The organism is Staphylococcus petrasii (genome assembly GCF_002902565.1).
GTDB lineage: Bacteria > Bacillota > Bacilli > Staphylococcales > Staphylococcaceae > Staphylococcus > Staphylococcus petrasii.
The window spans coordinates 22,610-43,142 of the sequence record NZ_PPRC01000044.1; the positions used below are offsets into that span (position 1 = coordinate 22,610).

At 34.1% G+C, this 20,533-nt stretch carries 22 protein-coding genes; 6 read left to right on the plus strand and 16 right to left on the minus strand.

What is annotated here, in order from left to right; genetic code table 11:
* Positions 1-22 precede the first annotated feature (22 nt).
* Positions 23-907, minus strand: a complete 885-nt coding sequence (locus CD127_RS07615) for an AraC family transcriptional regulator (RefSeq protein ID WP_103366306.1) — start codon at positions 905-907, stop codon at positions 23-25.
* Positions 908-1,019: 112 nt separating this feature from the next.
* On the opposite strand from CD127_RS07615, the gene CD127_RS07620 reads away from it, so the two are divergent.
* A complete protein-coding gene (locus CD127_RS07620) occupies positions 1,020-1,934 on the plus strand; it encodes an EamA family transporter (protein ID WP_103366307.1) in 915 nt (304 codons plus the stop codon).
* 78 nt (positions 1,935-2,012) lie between these two features.
* Here the strand turns inward: CD127_RS07620 and CD127_RS07625 are convergent, their stop codons facing one another.
* From CD127_RS07625 to CD127_RS07640, 4 genes are all read right to left on the minus strand, one after another.
* A complete protein-coding gene (locus tag CD127_RS07625; protein WP_103366308.1) occupies positions 2,013-2,315 on the minus strand; it encodes a KGG domain-containing protein in 303 nt (100 codons plus the stop codon).
* A gap of 211 nt (positions 2,316-2,526) precedes the next feature.
* Positions 2,527-3,498: an alpha/beta hydrolase fold domain-containing protein gene (locus CD127_RS07630; RefSeq protein WP_103366309.1), complete on the minus strand. Its 972-nt coding sequence runs from the start codon at positions 3,496-3,498 to the stop codon at positions 2,527-2,529.
* Between the two features lie 140 nt (positions 3,499-3,638).
* Positions 3,639-3,968, minus strand: a complete 330-nt coding sequence (locus CD127_RS07635; RefSeq protein WP_103297923.1) for a thioredoxin family protein — start codon at positions 3,966-3,968, stop codon at positions 3,639-3,641.
* Positions 3,969-3,992: 24 nt separating this feature from the next.
* Positions 3,993-4,403 carry an acyl-CoA thioesterase gene (locus CD127_RS07640; protein ID WP_103366310.1) on the minus strand — a complete coding sequence of 137 codons (411 nt, stop codon included), beginning with the start codon at positions 4,401-4,403 and terminating at the stop codon, positions 3,993-3,995.
* Positions 4,404-4,607: 204 nt separating this feature from the next.
* Here CD127_RS07640 and CD127_RS07645 point away from each other — a divergent pair, with 204 nt between their 5' ends.
* Positions 4,608-5,165: a LysE family translocator gene (locus tag CD127_RS07645; protein WP_235851299.1), complete on the plus strand. Its 558-nt coding sequence runs from the start codon at positions 4,608-4,610 to the stop codon at positions 5,163-5,165.
* Positions 5,166-5,214: 49 nt separating this feature from the next.
* Here CD127_RS07645 and ptsG read toward each other — a convergent pair whose 3' ends face one another.
* From ptsG to cidR, 5 genes are all read right to left on the minus strand, one after another.
* Positions 5,215-7,281 carry a glucose-specific PTS transporter subunit IIBC gene (gene ptsG, locus CD127_RS07650; RefSeq protein WP_103366311.1) on the minus strand — a complete coding sequence of 689 codons (2,067 nt, stop codon included), beginning with the start codon at positions 7,279-7,281 and terminating at the stop codon, positions 5,215-5,217.
* An 837-nt stretch (positions 7,282-8,118) separates the two neighbouring features.
* Positions 8,119-9,858 carry a pyruvate oxidase gene (locus tag CD127_RS07655; RefSeq protein WP_103366312.1) on the minus strand — a complete coding sequence of 580 codons (1,740 nt, stop codon included), beginning with the start codon at positions 9,856-9,858 and terminating at the stop codon, positions 8,119-8,121.
* 53 nt (positions 9,859-9,911) lie between these two features.
* Positions 9,912-10,595 carry an LrgB family protein gene (locus CD127_RS07660; RefSeq protein ID WP_103366313.1) on the minus strand — a complete coding sequence of 228 codons (684 nt, stop codon included), beginning with the start codon at positions 10,593-10,595 and terminating at the stop codon, positions 9,912-9,914.
* Complete coding sequence (locus CD127_RS07665) at positions 10,592-10,984, minus strand: CidA/LrgA family protein (protein WP_167409896.1); 393 nt, start codon at positions 10,982-10,984, stop codon at positions 10,592-10,594. The genes CD127_RS07660 and CD127_RS07665 overlap by 4 nt, the downstream gene beginning before the upstream one ends.
* A gap of 272 nt (positions 10,985-11,256) precedes the next feature.
* Positions 11,257-12,141: a cidABC operon transcriptional activator CidR gene (gene cidR, locus CD127_RS07670; protein ID WP_103297917.1), complete on the minus strand. Its 885-nt coding sequence runs from the start codon at positions 12,139-12,141 to the stop codon at positions 11,257-11,259.
* 301 nt (positions 12,142-12,442) lie between these two features.
* Here cidR and CD127_RS07675 point away from each other — a divergent pair, with 301 nt between their 5' ends.
* Positions 12,443-12,658: a sterile alpha motif-like domain-containing protein gene (locus CD127_RS07675; protein WP_103297916.1), complete on the plus strand. Its 216-nt coding sequence runs from the start codon at positions 12,443-12,445 to the stop codon at positions 12,656-12,658.
* A gap of 266 nt (positions 12,659-12,924) precedes the next feature.
* On the plus strand, positions 12,925-13,359 hold the full coding sequence (locus CD127_RS07680) for a CHAP domain-containing protein (RefSeq protein ID WP_103297915.1): 435 nt from the start codon (positions 12,925-12,927) through the stop codon (positions 13,357-13,359).
* A gap of 146 nt (positions 13,360-13,505) precedes the next feature.
* On the opposite strand, the gene CD127_RS07685 is transcribed toward CD127_RS07680, so the two are convergent.
* Both CD127_RS07685 and CD127_RS07690 read right to left on the minus strand, forming a co-directional pair.
* The gene (locus tag CD127_RS07685; RefSeq protein ID WP_103366315.1) at positions 13,506-14,780 is read right to left on the minus strand and encodes a hydroxymethylglutaryl-CoA reductase, degradative; all 1,275 of its coding nucleotides are present in this window, start codon (positions 14,778-14,780) and stop codon (positions 13,506-13,508) included.
* Position 14,781: 1 nt separating this feature from the next.
* A complete protein-coding gene (locus tag CD127_RS07690) occupies positions 14,782-15,936 on the minus strand; it encodes a thiolase family protein (protein WP_103366316.1) in 1,155 nt (384 codons plus the stop codon).
* Positions 15,937-16,220: 284 nt separating this feature from the next.
* Between CD127_RS07690 and CD127_RS07695 the strand changes: the two genes are divergently transcribed.
* The gene (locus CD127_RS07695) at positions 16,221-17,387 is read left to right on the plus strand and encodes a hydroxymethylglutaryl-CoA synthase (protein ID WP_103366317.1); all 1,167 of its coding nucleotides are present in this window, start codon (positions 16,221-16,223) and stop codon (positions 17,385-17,387) included.
* 437 nt (positions 17,388-17,824) lie between these two features.
* Here the strand turns inward: CD127_RS07695 and CD127_RS07700 are convergent, their stop codons facing one another.
* Positions 17,825-18,346, minus strand: coding sequence for a methylated-DNA--[protein]-cysteine S-methyltransferase (locus tag CD127_RS07700; RefSeq protein WP_103366318.1), 522 nt, complete (start codon positions 18,344-18,346; stop codon positions 17,825-17,827).
* A 90-nt stretch (positions 18,347-18,436) separates the two neighbouring features.
* Here CD127_RS07700 and CD127_RS07705 point away from each other — a divergent pair, with 90 nt between their 5' ends.
* Positions 18,437-18,754 carry a YrhK family protein gene (locus CD127_RS07705; RefSeq protein WP_103297910.1) on the plus strand — a complete coding sequence of 106 codons (318 nt, stop codon included), beginning with the start codon at positions 18,437-18,439 and terminating at the stop codon, positions 18,752-18,754.
* Positions 18,755-18,802: 48 nt separating this feature from the next.
* Here the strand turns inward: CD127_RS07705 and CD127_RS07710 are convergent, their stop codons facing one another.
* The 3 genes from CD127_RS07710 to CD127_RS12775 all read right to left on the minus strand — a co-directional run.
* Positions 18,803-19,753, minus strand: a complete 951-nt coding sequence (locus tag CD127_RS07710; RefSeq protein ID WP_103366319.1) for a CorA family divalent cation transporter — start codon at positions 19,751-19,753, stop codon at positions 18,803-18,805.
* 145 nt (positions 19,754-19,898) lie between these two features.
* A complete protein-coding gene (locus tag CD127_RS07715) occupies positions 19,899-20,360 on the minus strand; it encodes a hypothetical protein (protein ID WP_103297908.1) in 462 nt (153 codons plus the stop codon).
* Positions 20,350-20,533 (minus strand): hypothetical protein (locus CD127_RS12775; RefSeq protein ID WP_206168809.1); only part of this gene is annotated, 184 nt, incomplete at its 5' end. The genes CD127_RS07715 and CD127_RS12775, both read right to left, overlap by 11 nt.

Here is a 20,533-nt window from a genome sequence, read left to right on the forward strand (position 1 = left end):
ATGATAGGCATTTGCTTTTATTTCATTTAAAGTCTTTGGCGTATTGAATTTGAAACTGTTTAGGCGTCAGTTGGTATTTTTGTTTAAACATCTGAATAAAATAACTCGTCGTTGAGAACCCACATGTCATCGCCACTTCTGTGACACTATGCTTCATATACATTAATTGCTTAGCACTTTGTTCTAAACGGTAATTTTGAAGAAAGTTAAAAGGCGTATCCCCTACAAAGCGTTTAAATAATTTAATCGTTTCCGCTTCACTTATCTGCATTAATTGACTTAGCTCTTGTAACGTTACTTTTTTCTGATAATGAGCTTGTAAATATTCAATACATTGCTTAACTCTTGGGTCAAAGAAGTAATGATTTGTTTTATTATATTTTCCGAAAATTAATAATAAATAATTAAGACATCGATAAAATTCACTTAACACTTCTAATTGATAATACTCTTGTTGTGCTATAAAAGTTTGTCCTACCTTTTCAATACTATCCAATAAGCACACATCTTCCTCAATATGACGTTCTAATTTAATAAACGGAATTGTAGACGCTTGATCAATAATATAATTCATATATTTGAAATTAATATATTCTGTCACATCAGGTAAGCCTACGTTCCAACAATAAAAACGCGAATTAGGCTGAACTTCATGAATTTCATGCACAATATTTGAGTTAATAAATAACCCTTCTCCTTGTTCAATCACTATCTCATTATCTGCTATCTTCACTTGGACCGTTCCTTCAGTTACATACATGAACTGCAAAGCGTAGTGCCAATGTAGTGGTATATATCCTAATAACGTTTCATTTAATTTAGTATGTAAAATAATATGAGGCCAGCGTCCATCAGGATAATTAATCTTTTCCTCTAAATCTTCAGTGATAATCATACGTCTACTCATGTTGAAACACCTCAATATCTTGATAGTTTTAATCACTATTTGAGTATTATCTTATTTAATAACATTATATTATGAGATTTATAATTTAACAAAATAGATGGAGGTGCATTGAATGACTCGCACGCAACACAGATTAAAAGGTGTGCTCTTCGCTATTATCGGGGCTACATTATGGGGTTTAGGTGGCACCGTTTCTGATTTATTATTCAACCAACGCGGTATAGACGTGGATTGGTATGTTACTGCGCGTCTTATTGTAAGCGGGATCTTCCTCTTAGGCGTTTACAAAGTGTTATATCCAAAGCGCTCTATATTAGTGGTTCTTAAAAATTTAAAAATATTCATCAGTTTACTAATTTATAGTTTGATAGGCATGTTATTTGTGCAATACGCCTATATGGCTTCAATTGCTACAGGAAATGTAGCCGTCGCTACTTTACTACAATACATAGCGCCCGTTTACATCATTATTTGGTTTGTCATTCGTGGATTAGACGTATTTCGCCCTTTTGATATTTTAGCAATCGTTATGACATTAGTAGGTACGTTCTTACTTTTAACCAACGGCTCAATATCTCATTTAGTCGTTTCTCCTACAAGTTTGTTTTGGGGCATTGTAGCTGGCTTAGCTTTGGCATTTTATACCATATACGCTACTGGTTTACTTGAAAAGTTCCCTTCCCTATTAATTGTAGGTTGGGCCATGATCATTTCAGGCATTGCAATGAATTTTAAACATCCAATTTGGCAGTTCCACGCTAGCAGTTTAAGTATTTCAACTATCTTTTATTTAATATTTGGAATAATTGCAGGTACCGCATTAGCCTTCTATCTATTTATTGATAGCTTACAATATCTTTCGCCTAAAGAAACAACTTTACTAGGGACGATCGAACCTGTGATTGCTGTCATTACGAGTGCATTATGGTTGGACGTTTCATTTAAACCAGTACAAGTCGTCGGTATCGTTATAATTCTTGTGTTGATTTTGATATTATCTCTGAAAAAACAGCCCGAAACTTTATAGCCCAAATTTAAAGAGAGCGGAATGACGTAACTTTACTTCATTCCACTCTCTATTTCATTATGTTAAAGTCAATCATACTTATGAATTTTTACCGCCCTTTTCACCAATTTCTTGATAGAATTCTTTGTCATGATTCTTCGCTGTAGCGTTGCCACCTTTTTTACCCGCTTCTTCATGACTCATTGTACCGTTATTACTGTTGCTATTGTTGTTACCATTTGAATTATTATTTGAGTTACTGTTCGAACTTGTAGTGCCTTGAGACTGACTGCCACCTTTTTCGCCAATTTCTTGATAGAATTCTTTATCGTGGTTATTCGCTGTAGCGTTACCGCCTTTTTTACCTGCTTCTTCATGACTCATTTTTTTGTTATCAGACATTTTAGTTCCTCCTCAAAAAATAATATGATACTCACGTATCTAGTAGCACCATTCCCCCATTATTTTCCAGAAAACTGTTTTTACACAAACTCAATAAACATACACGTTAGATTTACATACAAACTAAATAAAAATTTTATACAAATATACAATGTAAAAAAAGACTGTCTTATAAAATTAATTATAAAGACAGCCCGATCTCTCAAAAAAATTATTTAATAATTTTCTTTAATTGTTCAAAGAACTTTTGTTGTTCAGGTAATGGAAAGACTGGATAAATATGGAATAAGTTGTAGCCTGGTGTGAAATCATGGTCTATTCCTTTTTCACTTAACATTTTAGATAATTTTACTGCATCAGGATATAACGTTTCTTTAGTACCAATAAAGATTGAAATACGTCCTAATCCTTCTAAATCACCATTGATTGGTGAAATTTTGTAGTCTTCAATAGGTAAGTTGCCTGCCCATAATTCAATAAAGTATTTACTACCATCAATACCAAGCATTGGGTCAATTTTTTCATATTCTTTCGCTTCCGGATTACTAAACGTAGCATCCAATACTGGCGATACTAAGACAAGATGTCCAGGTTGTTGTAATTGAGTCGTTTCTTTTATATATTGTGCGAATGATAAGGTAATTTGTCCACCAGCAGAATCACCCATAATTGTAATTTGACTCGCACTATCCACTAACATAAGTTGTTTTTCATAAAGTTCTTTTAATAATTGAAAAGTAGTACGATAATCGCGATGTGGTACTTTAGGATAAACAGGCATCACGATTTTAGCATTCAATTCTCCAGCTAATTTATCAATAAATTGAAAATGTTCTTCCAGTGGATCTTGGAACCAAGCACCACCATGAACATAAAGCACAATTTTTTGTTGGCGATCACGTTTATCATTTAAGATATAAGTTAATGAACCATGCCAATCTTTGATTCTTACATCATGTTCAAATTCATAACTTGTACCGCCATATTTACCTGCAGTTATATTTTTTGTAGCTTCTAATGCTTTTTTCGCATCATCTACATTTTCAAAAGTCTTTTTCATACCTGACATTCGAATAAATTTCTCTCTTAAATAACTTTGATAACTACGTTTTTCTTTAACTCTAATATAAGCAAGGAAACCTAATATTCCTGAAGTCATCACCGATAATAATCTTTTTTTCATTTTTACCGTCCTCCTATACACCTATTAATTATAAACCTATTTAATCTTAACTTTTAGTAATCTAACTTATTCAGAAAGTTTCTACAATATAAGGAAAAGCTCTAACGTTCTACAAGTAGAATCCAGTTAGAGCTCCTTGATTATCTTTCAAGACTATCGTTCATCAATTGTAGTTGATGTTCAAAGCTTTGCATGTCAATAAAGCGTGCTTGTCGGTGCATTTCTTTTCCATCTAAAAAGATTAAATCTACTGGCACAGTAAAAATGGACAACTCTCCAGCGATGGCTTCCACTTTAGATTGATTAATGACGCCAAACGTAGCATGACTATATTCGCTTACAATATCTTGAATTTGAGGCAATACAGCATGACATACTGAACAATGGTCACGCATAACATGGATGACGGCTAACGGATGTGTCTCTATAAATTGATGAAATTGTTCTATACTGTTAAGTTGTTCTGTCATTAGTCTCACCTCTACCTCAAATATTTAATCTTTTTTAAGAAGATTTTGGAATACTTCTGGCATCTTAGTAATCTTTTGTTGTTCCAAATCAAAGAAACCGCCTGTTTGGTAACCCACGCAATGCACTTTGTCACCAGAAGCAATTTCAAATTTAAAGACCCATTTTAAACGACTACCTTTCACATACCAACAACGTCCTACAGGTTTGTCATGAATCGTGATAGGTACTTTATAATCCACTTCAGTTCTCATTAATATTGGAGAAATGTGTTGTTTCATCATTTCAGAGAATGTCATATATTTATTAATAAAGATTGTACGCAAATCCTCGAACCAACGCACATATACAATATTGCTGACTATACCCATCGCATCAATATCATAGTTATTCACTTCTATTTCTTTTTCAGCTACTAATAAACCTTCTTCAGACATAATATTTAACTCCTTTTATAAATCATCATACACTTTTATTTTACGCCCTTACATTTTGATTTTCATCAGATATACTTTTATTTTTGAAAATTAAAACCATTGAATGATACCTTTACTTTATTTGTCTGAATAATCAAAAAAATACATTGTAATATTTATTTGTAATGCTACAATAAGCTTATTCTATTTTTGGAGTGATTGCTTATGTTCTCTTATTTAGTTTTTGTCACTACCATGTCTTTTACACCTGGTCCCAATACCATCATGGCAATGTCAGAAGGACAACGTAAAGGGTTCGTTCGCGCCTTACCCTTTAACTTAGGTGTATTAATTGGCATTATTTTTACGCTCATTGTGGCTTTATTATTTTCAGAGCCTTTAAAACACTCTCCAACCTTTATCTTTATTATGAAAATCATAGGCACACTTTATCTATTATATTTAGCTTATCATGTCTTAATTTCAAAACCTGATAATGCGAAAGCTGCATTAGATCGTCCTATTTTAAAAGGAATTCTTATTCAAGCAACCAACGTCAAAGCGATGCTCTACTTTCTCACAGGGCTAACTACCTTCACCTTACCTGAAACGTGGGACCACACTTATATGCGTTCAATCCTACTAGTTATTATCGGTATTGCTGGTGTCGTTGTGTGGAGTTATCTAGGCCAAATGATGAATCTCATCTACCATCAACATTATAAAGTGATTAATGTTATCATCACCGTTCTATTACTATACAGTGCCATTGAATTATGGTAATTAAAAATCCTGACAGTAGATTAACTACCATCAGGATTTATTTTTATATCTATTTAATTTTCATAATAGCTTTACCAGGATCAACTGACTTAACATCTTCAACTGTTAATGTTTTGTCGCCTAAATTTGTGATGATAACTGGTGTTACGATGCTAGGTGCATGTTCTTGTAAGTATGCTAAGTTAATCTTCATTAATGGCTGACCTTGAGTTACAGGCTCATCCGCATTAACTAAACTTTCGAAACCTTCACCGTTCAATTTCACTGTGTCGATACCAATGTGAATTAAGACTTCTACACCACTATCTGACTCTAAACCAATCGCATGTTTAGTTGGGAAAATGGTCTTAACCGTACCATCAAATGGTGCTACGATTTCTCCTTTTTCTGGAACAAATCCAACGCCATCACCCATCATTTTTTCAGAGAATACTTTATCAGGCACTTCTGATAATGGAATAATGTGTCCTGTACCTGGCGCATAAATTTCTGTTTCTTTTACTTCTTCAAGATGCACAGGTTCATCTGAAACTTCTTCAGTTACAGTTGTTTCACTAGGTTTAGTGATTTCACCTTTCATGATTAACGCCATGTCACGTTTAATTTGGTCAGATTTAGGACCAAAGATCGCTTGCATATTGTTTCCGACTTCAAGTACGCCAGAAGCACCTAATGCTTTTAATCCTTGTACATCAACTTTAGATTTATCATTTACTTCAACACGTAAACGTGTAATACATGCATCTAAGTGTTTGATGTTTTCTTTACCACCCATAGCGTCTAAAACGTCAAATGGTAATTTCGCAACACTTGAGTTACGCATTTCTTGTTCTTGGTCTTCACGACCTGGTGTTTTAAGATTAAATTTCTTAATTGCAAAGTCAAATAAGAAATAGTAAACAATCGCGTAAACGATACCTACTGGAATTACTAATAAGGCATGTGTACGATCCCAGTTTAATAAACCATAAAGAACGTAATCAATGAAGCCGCCAGAGAATGTCATACCAATTTTCACGCTTAACAAATGCATTACTAAGAATGATGTACCCGCTAAGACTACGTGAATGGCATATAATAATGGTGCAACAAATAAGAATGAGAATTCTAATGGCTCAGTGATACCAGTTAAGAATGATGTTAAAGCTGCTGATAACATTAAACCACCAACAACTTTTTTACGTTCTGGGCGTGCATTTTTATAAATTGCGAAAGCTGCAGCTGGAAGACCGAACATCATAAATGGATATTTACCAGTTGTGAATGCCCCTGCTGTAAATGGTACGCCGTCTTTTAATTGTGCCATCCAAATACGTTGGTCACCACGAATTAAGTCACCTGCATGGTCTTTATATTGACCAAATTCGAACCAGAATGGTGCATAGAAGATGTGGTGTAAACCAAATGGAATTAATGAACGTTCAATAATACCAAAGATAAATGTTGTTAATGCTAAGTTTTTATTTAATAAGAAATTAGATAATCCGTTTAAACCATCTTGGATCGGTGGCCAAACGAAACTTAATACGATACCTGTGATGATTGCTACGACTGATGTAACAATTGGTACGAAACGTTTACCTGCAAAGAATCCTAAGAATGCTGGTAACGTAATATTGTAGTATTTATTGTAACACCATGCTGCAAGTGCCCCCATGATGATACCGCCAAACACACCTGTTTGAAGTGTTGGAATCCCTAAAATTAAAGCGTTCGCTGGTAATTTGTTAGCTTGGCTTAATTCTTTTGCGCCATTGGCATAGCTATAAATATCATCCATTGTGATATGCATTACTTTACCCATTGTCGCATTCATAATTAAGTAACCTACTAAAGCAGCTAAAGCGGCAACCCCGTCACCACCAGCTAGTCCAAGTGCTGTACCGACTGCAAATAGCAACGGTAAGTTATCAAAGATAATTTGTCCAGCTGCTTCCATGACAGATGAAATCATTACGAAGACATCCATTTTTAACCATGGTGCTAGTTTAACTAATTGTTCGTTGTGCATTGCATTACCGAACGCAAGTAAAATACCAGCAGCTGGTAAAATCGCAACTGGTAACATTAACGCTTTACCAATACGTTGCAATTGACCGAAAAACTTCTTAAACATAAGTCCTATTCCCTTCTGAAATCATTTTACGAACTTTATGACAACAAATAAGACATAAGCAAAAAGAGAAAAGTATGTTTAAGAAAACGTAAGCGTAGTTCTTACTCAACTTAATGAGTGTAGACCTCTCCCGTCATCTTCTCTACTTTCAAGGATACACATTACAAAGCCATATAGTTAAAACATTACTTAATATGTAAAGTTTGATTATAGCTATGTTGTATCCTGATTAAGACGTTTTATTTGTCTTAACCTCTTGTTTGCTTATGCCTAATTTAATAGTAACACGCAGTTCTTTTTTTAATAATTTTTATTATATACACATGATAAAACGTTTTCAATACTTTTTTTATCCTACCTCACCATTTTTTAAAATTATTTTTACAAATACTTAAATTTGCATGAAAAACTGTCGTTATCCTCATACCTTAATCGTTGAAAAAGAAGCCTTAAAAAATTAATTTCTCACATATTTAAAAATTAACCTTTAGATAAATTACGAACAGAAGTGGTGAAAGTGATTTTATTACTATTAATTTTAATGAATTTAAGTGCTCACACACTTAAATAATTAATTCTAAAATGGATAATAGAGCGTAGTTGAGCGACGCCTGAGGGAGCAGGATGAGTGTCGAGACCGTGGCTCGACCCAGCCCCCTAGGCAAGCATCTCAACTTAAGTGAGTGAATATCTATCTAAGAACGCCTTTATAAGACTACAGGCTTAAGCCTTTCCCGCAAGAAAGCGTCGCAACAAAATGAGTAACATTCATCTAAGAACTACTGTATATAAAAAAGAAGCTTACCTGTTAAGGTAAGCTTCCCTAAAGAGTTGATATTATAAGAAACGTTTAGCTGCTACTGAAATTGGTGGAATTTCATCGAAGTCTAATTTTTTATCTTCAGTAATTGATCTGTAAGCCCATTTACCATAGTTAATCGCTTCTTCATTAACAATTTTACCTGGTAATGGCGCAGCGTTAGGATCAACATGTACGTCAACGATAGTTGGTACATTTTCATTTAATGCAGCTTCTACAACTTCATCGATACGGTTAGGGTCTTTTAATACATAACCTTTACCGCCCGCAGCTTCAGCGAATTTAGCGTGATCCATATCAGAGAAATCAATCGCATATTCTAATTCACCAGCAGCTTGTTGTTCATATTTAATGAATGATAATTGTTTGTTATTCATAACAAAGATTGTCATTGGTAAATCATATTGAACAGCAGTTGCAAAGTCTTGCATTACCATTTGGAAGGCACCGTCACCAGTGATTGAAATTGCTTGGCGTTTAGGGTAAGCAATTTTAGAAGCGATAGCACCTGGAAGACCACAACCCATTGTACCTAACCATGAAGAAATAATAAATTTATTATTTACAGATAAGTTTAAGTAACGAGTTGACCAAACTGTTGAAGTACCAACGTCAATTGAGAATACAGCATCGTCATCGCTGAATTTACTAATTGATTTCATTAAGCGTTCTGGACGAATTGGTGAACTTTCGTTATTCATATCTTGTTCCATCCATTTATCCCAAACAGCTTTACGTTGTAAAGTTTTGTCTAAGAATGGACGATTTGGAACGTGTTTAATGCTTTCAGTTAATTGATGGAAAGCAACTTTAGTGTCACCAACGATACCTACGTTGATGTTGAAACGTTTACCAATTACATCTGGGTTAGTATCAATTTGGATTGCTTTGATATTTTTCTTAGGTAGGTAATCTACGTAAGGGTAGTTTGTACCTGCCATGATTAATAAGTCAGCATCTTGAATTGTTTGGTAAGATGTTTTAGTACCGATTTTACCTAAGTTACCAATGCTGTATGGGTGATCGTCAGGTAAAATAGCTTTAGCTGGTAATGTGTGAATTACTGGAATTTTTGCTGCTTCGATAAATTCACGTAATTCTTCTTTAGCATTTTGTGCACCTACACCGATAAGCATAACTGGTTTTTTACTTTTATCGATTAATTTAGTTGCTTTTTTAATGCTACGGAATGTTGGTGATGGTGCTTTTGGTTTAATAGTATCTACTGGGCGATTAGTTGTATCTTTAATTTTTTGAGTTAATAAGTCGTTAGGACAGATAACTACTGCAACACCGCGTTTTTCATAAGCAGTACGGATTGCATCATTAACAACGTCGAATACGTTATCGCCTTTTTGAATTTGGTGATGGAATACTGCTACGTCATCAACCATTTTAGAAATATTTGTTTCTTGGAATGCTTTAGTACCTAATAATGAGCTGTTAGTTTGTCCAGCAATGATAAGTTGAGGTACACGGTCCATTTTAGCGTCATACATACCGTTTAATAAGTGAACAACACCAGGACCACCGATACTTAATGCTACACCAATTTTCCCTGTCATTTTAGTGTATGAAGCAGCTGCTAAACTTGCTACTTCTTCGTGACGTACGTGATAGAATTTAAATGAATCTCTTACTGTACGTAAGCTATCTACTACTGCGTCAACAGAGTCCCCTGGAATACCATAAAGATGATCAATTTTCCATGCTTCTAATGCTTTGACTAATGCTTCATTTGCTTTAATTTTCGCCATTTTTACAAATAGCTCCTTTCCTAACTTATACGAGTACTTATTTCATATTCCCATTAATAAAATAAAATAATCATGATTGGAATAAGTATTGAGCTAATAACAGCCGTCAATATCATCCCAATTGAACTAAATGCGCCAGATTCAATATCGTGTTCTAACGCTTTTGCCGTACCAAACGCGTGTGATGCGTTACCGTATGTTAAGCCTCTTGCGATTGATGTTTTGAAATTACCTACTTTCAATAACATTGATCCCATCATACTCCCTATCAGCCCGGTAGTGATAATAAATAATACGGTAATCGTATCTGTACCACCTAACTCGTGTGATACTTCAATTCCTACAGCAGCTGTGATGGAACGAGGCAAGATTGTCACAATCGTTTCTTCTGAGTAGCCTAACAACTTTAACGAACTAAACACTAACACAAAATTGAGTATGACTCCAGCCATTACGCTTGAAAATATGATACTCATATTCTCTATGATTTTATGTCGATTCTTATAAAGTGGATAAGCTAAACACACGACAGTTGCGTTTAATAAATGATTAATCCATTTACCGCCAACCATATAATCGTGATAGTTTTGATGTGTAGCGAGTAAAACAATAATCACGCCAATAGAACCAATTAAGGCAGGGTTTAAAAATGGATTGTTATATTTAAGTTGTAATTTCTTTGCCAATAAATACATAACGACGGTTAACAATATCATAAGGATTGCTTTTAATATCATCTCAACTCATTACCTTTCTTGGCTTTAGGCTGCTTCACCATTTTTTCAGCGATATAACCTGAAACAAGGGCGACGCAACTTGTACCTACTATGATTAATAAGAAGAAGATGATATAGCTCTTAGTTATATTAGAGAAGATATCCATAATACCGACAACCGATGGAATAAAGAAAAAGACCATCGTTGATAATAAAAATTCTGCACCTTCTGATATCCAGTTAATGCGAATGATTTTTAGTTCTAATAGGATATACAGCAAAATCATACCTACAATACTGCCAGCGAGTGGAATGTGTAAAAGGTCTTGCAATAAACTTCCTATATAGCTAATGACTATAATAATGGCAATTTGAACAACAATTTGTGCAACTGTGAGCGCTTTTTTCAAGATGACTGAACCTCCCCTAAAATATGTCGAAATTGTTACAGCTAAATTTAAGACTATATTCATAATTGTAATTTATGTTGAAAAACTAGAAAAATACTCATTTTGAATATTAACTATAGTTTTTTTCTATGTAACCGTTTTATTTTAGAAGAAGTCAGTTTTGCGCGATATAGTTCTTTAATTTTCAAAAAAAGAAAAAAGCAGGACAACGAAATCTTCTTTAATTAAAAAGATTTCATTCTCCCGCTTCCTAAGCGAAATGATTCAAATAATCAATCGTATTTCAATCGTTCACTCATAAATTCTATCCACTTAGAAGTGGCATGACTCAGCAATTTATCTTTCTTCCAAATCGCCCCAAGCTCCCAACTCATACTTGGATCTTCAATCTTAATGCTTTTAATATTATCTTTTAACATACTAGCAATATGTTCCGGTAAAATACTTACACCTAGATGTGCCAATAATAAATACTCTATAAAATTCCATTGCGACACATTTGAGACCGTATTTGGTATAAAACCTGAATTCTTAGCGGCTGCAATAATCTTATCGTTAAGATAGAAATCTTCATTAAACATAATGAAGTCTTCATTTTTCAAATCAGCCATCGTCACTGATTCACGCGTAGCAAGTTCATGTTCTTCGCTGACCACTAATCTTAAATCCTCACTATATAATGATAAATAATCAAAGACATTCTCATTAATAGGAATGGTCGTAATCCCAATATCGATTTGATCGTTAATCAAACGCGTTTCAATCGATTTACCGCCACTCTCATTCAAATTGTATGTCACGTTCGGATAGAGTTTGTGGAACTCACCTAGAATATATATAAAGTGTTGCATGTCCATCACCGCAGACAAGCCAATATTAATATGACCTGTTTCAAGCCCAAGCAACCCATTGATTTCATATGGAATATTGTCATATAATGCGATAATTTCTTCGCATTTTTTATAGAATACTTTACCTGCATCAGTAAGCACTAAATAACGTTTTTGGCGATCAAATAACGTCATTTTTAGTTCATTCTCTATATCCTTAATTGCCTTACTGATTGTCGGTTGGGCGATATATAAAGACTTAGAAGCATTTGTCATACCACCTTGATTTACAACTTCCATAAAGTATTTCATATGTTTGATATCCAAATGCTCACCTTCTTTGTTTTTACTTATATTGCTATTATACACAAATTTATTTTTAGTTTTTTGGAAAATTAAAATCTATCACGGTACACTCACATAAAATTTTAAATAAAAAAATATGATTTTGATAACATACATAAAAACGTTGCAAATGTTATACAAAATCATATCTTTTCATACTGTAAATTATTCATTTAATTTAAAATAATATATTACATTCAATTTAAATTAAACTCACTAGTATTTTTATTTTGCAAATAATGTTATAATCATAAAGGCTCAAATTGAATATTGAGGTGAGGCTTTGAGCTTTTACGAATTTATGCAAAATTTTGTTGGTGATGACACACCATTAGGTGAATTGGTAAATTGGATTAATCAAGATAACAATTTCCCTAGAGACGTGAAGAGCCAAATCGAAATATTGACATATTTTCGACATAATCCGTGTCCAGAAACCATACCGGTGACTATTGTTAAAAGAGCATTGTCTGTTTTTAACCAATTCACAAATGTATGATTTCTAGTAATGTAATTATACATTCATGGACGTATCATCTCAGAAGACGGGCGCCTTTCGAGGCGCTCGTTTTCTTTTTCCTTCTAAAAACATACCCCTTTTACTGTGCTAAAATCACAAATTTGTAAAATTAGTTACAAAAACTATTGGAATATTTCATACATATTACATTTACTTGTATAATTGATTTCTTATATTGTATTAGACCTTTTTAACGAATATGATAAATACAGTTTTTAAGTATTTTATATTTTGAGGAGAACGAAATGAAATTCAAAAAATTGTTATCACGTCTTTTATTAGCTACTGGAATCATGTTCGCTGGGACTTTCACATATCAAAATATTGAACACACGCACGTTTCTCATGCTGCATCATATAACTATTACAATAGAGGTCAATGTACTTGGTGGGCGTACCAACGTCGCGCACAATTAGGCAAACCTGTTTCAAATAGATGGGGCAACGCAAAGAACTGGTATTACAATGCACAACGTTCAGGATATAGAACAGGCCACATCCCTCGTCGCTACGCAGTTATGCAATCAACTGCAGGATATTATGGCCACGTAGCCGTTGTAGAACGCGTTTATAATAATGGAAGCATTTTAGTATCAGAATATAACTATAACGTACCACTTGGTTACGGCACACGTTACTTAAGCAGAAGTGCTGCTCGTAGCTATAACTACATTTACTAAATTTAAAAATAATTAGCACACTTATATATAAGAATCCCTTAATGAGGTAAGTACCAATGTCTTACTTACTTCATTAAGGGATTTTTCTTTTATCTAAAAAAAGAGTAGGCATAACACTCGTGTGCTAAACCTACTCTCCTCTATGATTATTTTCTTAATTCTTCTAAGATACGTTGTGCAGCAGCAGTATTGGCTTTAGGTTCTTGTTTTAAAGCGTCTGCTACTTTTGCAATTTCGTCACCTTGCGCACCTACAACAATCGCTAATGATTTGTATTGTAAGCTCATATGGCCTTTTTGAATACCTTCAGAAACTAAGGCTCTGCATGCTGAAAAGTTTTGTGCTAACCCTACAGCAGCAACGACTTGTCCAAGCTCTTGTGCAGTTTTTACATTTAATAAATCTAAAGAAGCCTTAGCGATTGGCAATACTTTCGTGCCACCACCGACAATAGCTAAAGTCATAGGTACTTCAATGGTACCAACGAGACGACCACGGGCTTCATCGTATTCCCATGTAGCGATACCTCGATATTGGCCATCACGACTCGCATACGCATGTGCGCTTGCTTCTGCGCCACGTGTATCGTTACCTGTCGCTAATACTACGGCATGAATACCGTTCATGACACCTTTATTATGTGTAGCTGCACGATGAATATCTACTTGTGCAAGTACTGAGGCACGTTCCATACGTTTGGCTACTTCTTCACCTGAACGTTCTCCTCTATTTAAATCTTCGACTTTGATTTCACCTTGTACACGTACAACAGATGCTGTAGCATGGTTCGATAAAATACTCATTAACACGTCGCGGTTTGGGAACTCATTTTTCAAGTGAGCAGTAATCGCTTCTAAAATAGTGTTAAGCATATTTGCGCCCATCGCATCTTTCGTATCTACAAAGACCTTTAAAGATAGCAACTGTTGCTCAGGGAACTTATCGATATCAATACGACGATAACCGCCACCACGTTCGATGATAGATGGATAAGCTTCATCAGCTATTTGTTTAATTTGAGGCTCAAGATTTCTAATGTCTTGCGCTAACGCCTCTGTATCTTCGACGGCATCAAAGACGATTTGACCAATCATCAAGCGCTCACTCTTAACTGTTTTGAAACCACCAGTATTGTTGACCAGTTTCGCACCATAGCTAGCTGCCGCGACAACTGAAGGTTCTTCTACCATCATTGGCACGACATATTCTTTATCATCAACAATGATCTTAGGCAATAAGCCTACTGGTAAAGTGCCTTGTCCAATCACATTCTCGATTAAACTGTTGGCTACTTCTTCATTAATAAGTGGGTTGTTACGTAATACTTCATAATTATCGTCATTTAACCAACCGTATTCGACTAACTGTTTCAACTTATCTTCACGTGATAAATGACGAAACGCTTTGTCTAAACTCTTCATTTTACTGCGCCCCTTTTTCAACCATTAAAGCGATACCTAAACCGCCACCGATACAAGCAGTCGCGATACCTGTTTGTTTATCTTCTTGTTCAAGCGCATTCACTAATGTTGTTACTAAACGTGCACCACTTGCGCCAATTGGATGACCTAAAGCAATCGCTCCACCATAGATATTCAATTTCTCATCTGGAATGTGTAAATTGTTTTTAACCGGAATACTTTGCGCTGCGAATGCTTCCGTCATTTCTACGATATCAACGTTGTCGATCTTGCTATCTGTTTTTTCTAGTAACTTTTCAACGGCATAGAATGGCGCATAACCCATAAATTGTGGATCACAGCCGACTTCTGCATAGTCACCGATAATTCCAAGGATTTCGAAACCATGTTCTTTCGCGTAAGATTCTTCCATTAAGATTAACGCAGATGAGCCGTCATTAATGCTTGAAGCATTCCCGCCAGTCACTGTACCATTCTCTTTGAAAATGGTCTTTAACGTTGCAAGTTTCTCAACACTTGTGTTTGGACGCACACCTTCATCTGATGTCATTTCTTCGCCTTCAGCATCTTTCATAGTGATAATTTCATTATCAAACTTACCTGCTTCTGTAGCTTTAGCTGCTTTAAGTTGTGAATTATTAGCAAATTCGTCTTGCATTTCACGCGTAATTTCATATTTCTCAGCGATGTTCTCAGCAGTTACGCCCATTGGTACATAATGGAAAGCATCTGTTAAACCATCATGCATAAAGCTTTCAACTGGTTCTTCGCCTTCTTTTAAAATAAGTTGTGGTGCATTTGTCATACTTTCTACACCACCCACTGCTACTACGTTCGCTTCGCCTAATTGAATCAATTGTTTACCTAAGATAATGGCTTTCAATCCTGAGCCACATACTTCATTGATTGTCATGGCTGGTGTTGCATCTGGAATACCAGACTTAATAGCGATTTGACGTGCAGGGTTTTGTCCGACACCACTTTGTAACACATTACCGAAGATGACTTGTTGGATTGTGCTAGGATCGATGTCAATGGCATCAATAGCACCTTTTAACGCAGTTGTACCTAGTTCCACTGCTGAATAGTTTCTCAATTTCCCTTTATATCTGCCAATTGGTGTTCTTTTGGCACTTACAATAGCGATTTTTTTCATTCTTTATCTCCTTGTATGTAGTTTCTATATAATTGTATTTTAGTTATTGATTTTGGTAAAATGATTACTAATATGATTGTTAATAATAGTAATGAAATTAACGTTATATTCAATGTTCGCGTATGCATTTTTATTGCATTTAATAGCATTAAACACCATTTTATTATGCATTTCAACACTTTGAATGAAAACGCTTTCCAAAATTTTATAATATTTTGACTATTTATATGACGTTTCTATTATTAATATGATTAATACTACCATTTTGAAAGGATGTAATGCCCGTGAGTATAGGTATCGATAAAATTAATTTTTACGTCCCTAAATACTATGTAGACATGGCTAAGCTTGCAGAAGCACGCCAAGTTGATCCAAATAAATTCTTAATAGGTATTGGACAAACCCAAATGGCTGTAAGTCCAGTATCACAAGATATCGTATCTATGGGAGCTAATGCTGCTAAAGATATTATAACAGAAGATGATAAAAAACATATCGGAATGGTTATCGTAGCTACTGAATCAGCAATTGATAATGCGAAAGCAGCTGCGGTTCAAATTCACAACTTATTAGACATTCAACCATTCGCACGTTGCTTCGAAATGAAAGAAGCATGTTACGCTGCTACACCAGCGATTCAACTTGCAAAAGATTATCTTGAGAAACGTCCTAACGAGAAAGTGTTAGTCATCGCAAGTGATACTGCACGTTATGGTATTAAATCAGGCGGTGAACCAACGCAAGGTGCTGGTGCTGTCGCAATGATGATTTCTCATAACCCTAGCATTTTAGAATTAAACGATGATGCTGTGGCATACACTGAAGATGTGTATGATTTCTGGCGACCAACAGGCCATAAATATCCATTAGTTGCTGGTGCGTTATCTAAAGATGCTTATATTAAATCTTTCCAAGAGAGTTGGGGAGAATATGCGCGTCGTGAAGGTAAAACATTATCTGATTTCGAATCATTATGTTTCCACGTGCCATTCACTAAGATGGGTAAAAAAGCGTTAGATTCAATTATTAATGATGCAGATGAAACGACACAAGAACGTTTAACTGCTGGTTATGAAGACGCTGTATACTATAACCGTTATGTAGGCAACATTTATACTGGTTCTTTATATTTAAGTTTAATTTCTTTACTTGAAAATAGAGACCTTAAAGCTGGGCAAACGATTGGTTTATTCAGTTATGGTTCTGGTTCAGTTGGCGAGTTCTTTAGTGCTAAGTTGGTTGATGGCTTTGAAGATCATTTAGATAAAGAAGGTCATAAAGCATTATTGAATAATCGTGAGGAAGTATCAGTGGAAACTTATGAAGCGTACTTTAACCGTTTTGATGAGTTAGAGTTTGATCATGCTACTGAAAAATCTGAAGATGATAAGGATATCTTCTATTTAGAAAGTATTGAAGAGGATATTAGACAATATCATCGTCCTGAGTAGAGATAAAATAAACCTTTAAAAGAGTTCTAAGATAGAGTTTCACTCACTTAAGTTGCTACGCGTTCCTGGGGTGCCGTCTCTAAAGCAGTTCTTAAATGGATTATCATTTCGCTTAAGTTGAGACGCTTGCCTAGGGGGCTGGGTCGAGCCTTGGTCTCGACACTCATCCTTGCTCCCTCAGGCGTCGTTCAACTACGCTCCATTATCCATTTTAGAACTACTTACCTAAGTGCTAAAGCACTTAGGTTCATTGAAATTACTGCTCCCCTAGGAGTCTTCGCAACTACGTTTCGTTATCTATCTTAGAACTCTTTATGTAAATATATCAGCACTTAAGTTCTTAATAAATACATCATACATCATCATTTATGATTTATGTTTTAATTTATAATCAAATGAATATGTTAAATGGAAGTCGTGTGGGTGCGACTTCTTTTTTATGGTTTTGTGGAATGGGCTGGTCTGTATAGGTTGGTCATGTCGGCTTTTTCGATTTCTAATAATTTAATTTTATTATCAATTGTGCCTCCATATCCTGTTAAACTTCCGTCTTTTCCTACTACGCGATGGCATGGAATGATAATTGAAATTGGGTTTTTACCTACTGCGCCCCCTACTGCTTGAGCTGACATTTTAGGTTTACCTAGTGTTTGACCTACTTGTTTAGCAATGTCTCCGTATGTTTTAAACTCGCCATAATTAATATCTTGTAAAACGTTCCAAACAAGTTGTTGAAATTCAGTTCCTTGAGGTTTCAAAGGAAAATCAATTGTAGGGTTATTTCCTAAGAAATAGTCGTCCAACCATTGTTTTACTTTTCCAAAAATAGCTAAATTCGAATCAGTCGGGTATTCTAAATCTGAAGAATTGTATTTATACAATACGTGCGTAATTGCAGTACCATCACTAATAATTTCTAAATTCTGAACGGGTGATGTATATAGCATTGAATAAGGCATGGCTCTCACTCCTTTGTGGCTATTATGACGAAGTTTGGAATAAATGTACAACGGGAAACTTAAAATATTAATATAATGGAGGAGTTTTTGATGGCAGGTTTGAATAAAGATGATGTTGATTTACATTTCAACACGAATAAATTTAATGAAGATAATCACGCTAAACAAATATCATTCTTTTATAAAGCGTTATATCAAATCAATGATATTGTCTTAGGATTAATCTTTTTAGTGGGAAGCTTTTTATTCTTTAGTGATACAACTGTATTTGTAGGAACAGTGCTATTTGTCATTGGGAGTATACAAATGATGATTAGACCTTTGATTTCATTTATTCACGATTTAAAACTTTCAAGATATTATAAGCATAAATATAGAGAGTTAGAAAAAGAGCAACAACATAAATAGTTAAAAGGGTATGACTTCGATTAACCATAAGTCATACCCTTTTATGTTCTAAAACCATTTTTTCTTTTTAAATAAAATAATGAGGGACAGGGAAACAATAATTGCAAATGCAATAAATACAAAATAGCTATAATGCCATTTCAATTCTGGCATATATGTGAAGTTCATCCCATACCATCCTGTCAAAAAAGATAATGGGAAGAAGATAGATGAAATAATTGTTAACACATTAATGACATTATTAATTTTACTTGAACGATAGGATTCATTATTATCTTTAATATCATCAGTCATTTGTTCGCAGGCCATGAGTGTATCTTTCTGACGTTCTAATCGACTATGGATATGTTGAATTAAGAATTTAACTTCATGATTATTTTCTTGAAATTGATAATCTTCGAAGTCATTTAATAATTCTTCCATAGGAATAAGTATTCTTTTCAACTTAATAATTTGCGAACGTATATCATACACATCTTGTATTAACTTTTTATTATTAAGTGAATCTACATTTTTATGCTCAAAAGAAAATACTGTATCTTCAACAGAATTAACAAATTTAAAATAATTATATGTAATGTCATCGAGTAATTTTACTGCCAGTTGATCGGCTGAATGATAATTCGAATCTTTACTAATATCATGCACTAATGTATGTATTTCATCGATATAACTTTGATGAATTGTAATTAATTGATTCTCTTGCACGGTGATACTTATTGGATTAGCCTCAAAATCCGAATCATCAATAGTATGCACTACAATATATTTTTGTTTGGCATGATGATTAAGATTGAATTTCGGACGCGAAATAGTATATACAGATTCTTCAATTTTATGAGACGCTATTTTAAATTTTTCTGTTAATAATTGTTGTTCCTCGGTAGTTGGTTGCTTGAAATCATACCAAATCACTTTAGCATCTTGAGGAACTTTGTTCATTTCATCTATTTGTTGAAAAGTCCCCTGACTATCTATGTAACGTACTGTTAGTGACATAACGTTTCATCTCTCTTTTTCAAAATTAGTTCATATACTATTCCCTCAAAATTAGTGACTAACTCCATAAAGTCTTTATAAAAAATAATTAAATTAAAAACGGAGGGAGACAAGTGTTGAGCTTGTCTTACCCTCCTACTATTATTTAGAAGTTATATAATTCATAACCTTTGTCTTTAGCATATTCTAAAGCTAAAATTTCTAGAACGTTAATAAATGCTGGTTCATCTTTCACGTTAACATATTGGAATTTTAATCCATATTCTTCAGCAGTAATGTTTTTTACTTCATCTTCGCTTACGCCTTTTTCTTGGGCTAAAGCTTTTTTGAATTTAGTAGTTCCAACGCCAGATTTTAAATTATATTGGCCTAATTTGTTGAATAAGTCTTTAGTAATTGGTTGGTATCCTGTAGAGAAACCACCAGTTTGACCTACAAAGATTGGTGTTTTTTTATCAAAAATTACATATACACCGTATTTATCTTGAACCTTTTCACGGTCTTCTTTACTAAATGATAAGGCGTTACTTTTATCATATTTAAATAATTTTTTAAGTTGTTTTTTGTTATCTTCTTTGATTTGATCTAATCTTTTGCTACCTTTCATAATGCTTAATCCTCCCATATAGAGTATTTTTATAAAAATCATCAATAATATTGAATAATTTTATAAAAAATACTATATCACTAAAATTTGTTAAATAATTTTTCATATTTATATTGTTTATTTTAAATAATATACCCTTTTGGTCAATAGTAAAACCCGCGTTACCTTTACAC

Excerpts from the sequence above, each read along its gene's own strand:
- CD127_RS07680 (WP_103297915.1), top strand. The coding sequence starts at position 12,925 with ATGAAATTCAAAAAATTGTTATCACGTCTTTTATTAGCTACTGGAATC.
- ptsG (WP_103366311.1), bottom strand. The coding sequence starts at position 7,281 with ATGTTTAAGAAGTTTTTCGGTCAATTGCAACGTATTGGTAAAGCGTTA.
- CD127_RS07715 (WP_103297908.1), bottom strand. The coding sequence starts at position 20,360 with ATGAAAGGTAGCAAAAGATTAGATCAAATCAAAGAAGATAACAAAAAA.
- CD127_RS07710 (WP_103366319.1), bottom strand. The coding sequence starts at position 19,753 with ATGTCACTAACAGTACGTTACATAGATAGTCAGGGGACTTTTCAACAA.
- CD127_RS07635 (WP_103297923.1), bottom strand. The coding sequence starts at position 3,968 with ATGACAGAACAACTTAACAGTATAGAACAATTTCATCAATTTATAGAG.
- CD127_RS07625 (WP_103366308.1), bottom strand. The coding sequence starts at position 2,315 with ATGTCTGATAACAAAAAAATGAGTCATGAAGAAGCAGGTAAAAAAGGC.
- CD127_RS07655 (WP_103366312.1), bottom strand. The coding sequence starts at position 9,858 with ATGGCGAAAATTAAAGCAAATGAAGCATTAGTCAAAGCATTAGAAGCA.
- CD127_RS07645 (WP_235851299.1), top strand. The coding sequence starts at position 4,608 with ATGTTCTCTTATTTAGTTTTTGTCACTACCATGTCTTTTACACCTGGT.
- CD127_RS07640 (WP_103366310.1), bottom strand. The coding sequence starts at position 4,403 with ATGTCTGAAGAAGGTTTATTAGTAGCTGAAAAAGAAATAGAAGTGAAT.
- CD127_RS07620 (WP_103366307.1), top strand. The coding sequence starts at position 1,020 with ATGACTCGCACGCAACACAGATTAAAAGGTGTGCTCTTCGCTATTATC.
- CD127_RS07615 (WP_103366306.1), bottom strand. The coding sequence starts at position 907 with ATGAGTAGACGTATGATTATCACTGAAGATTTAGAGGAAAAGATTAAT.
- CD127_RS07690 (WP_103366316.1), bottom strand. The coding sequence starts at position 15,936 with ATGAAAAAAATCGCTATTGTAAGTGCCAAAAGAACACCAATTGGCAGA.
- CD127_RS07685 (WP_103366315.1), bottom strand. The coding sequence starts at position 14,780 with ATGAAGAGTTTAGACAAAGCGTTTCGTCATTTATCACGTGAAGATAAG.
- CD127_RS07700 (WP_103366318.1), bottom strand. The coding sequence starts at position 18,346 with ATGCCTTATTCAATGCTATATACATCACCCGTTCAGAATTTAGAAATT.
- CD127_RS07630 (WP_103366309.1), bottom strand. The coding sequence starts at position 3,498 with ATGAAAAAAAGATTATTATCGGTGATGACTTCAGGAATATTAGGTTTC.
- CD127_RS07705 (WP_103297910.1), top strand. The coding sequence starts at position 18,437 with ATGGCAGGTTTGAATAAAGATGATGTTGATTTACATTTCAACACGAAT.
- CD127_RS07660 (WP_103366313.1), bottom strand. The coding sequence starts at position 10,595 with ATGATATTAAAAGCAATCCTTATGATATTGTTAACCGTCGTTATGTAT.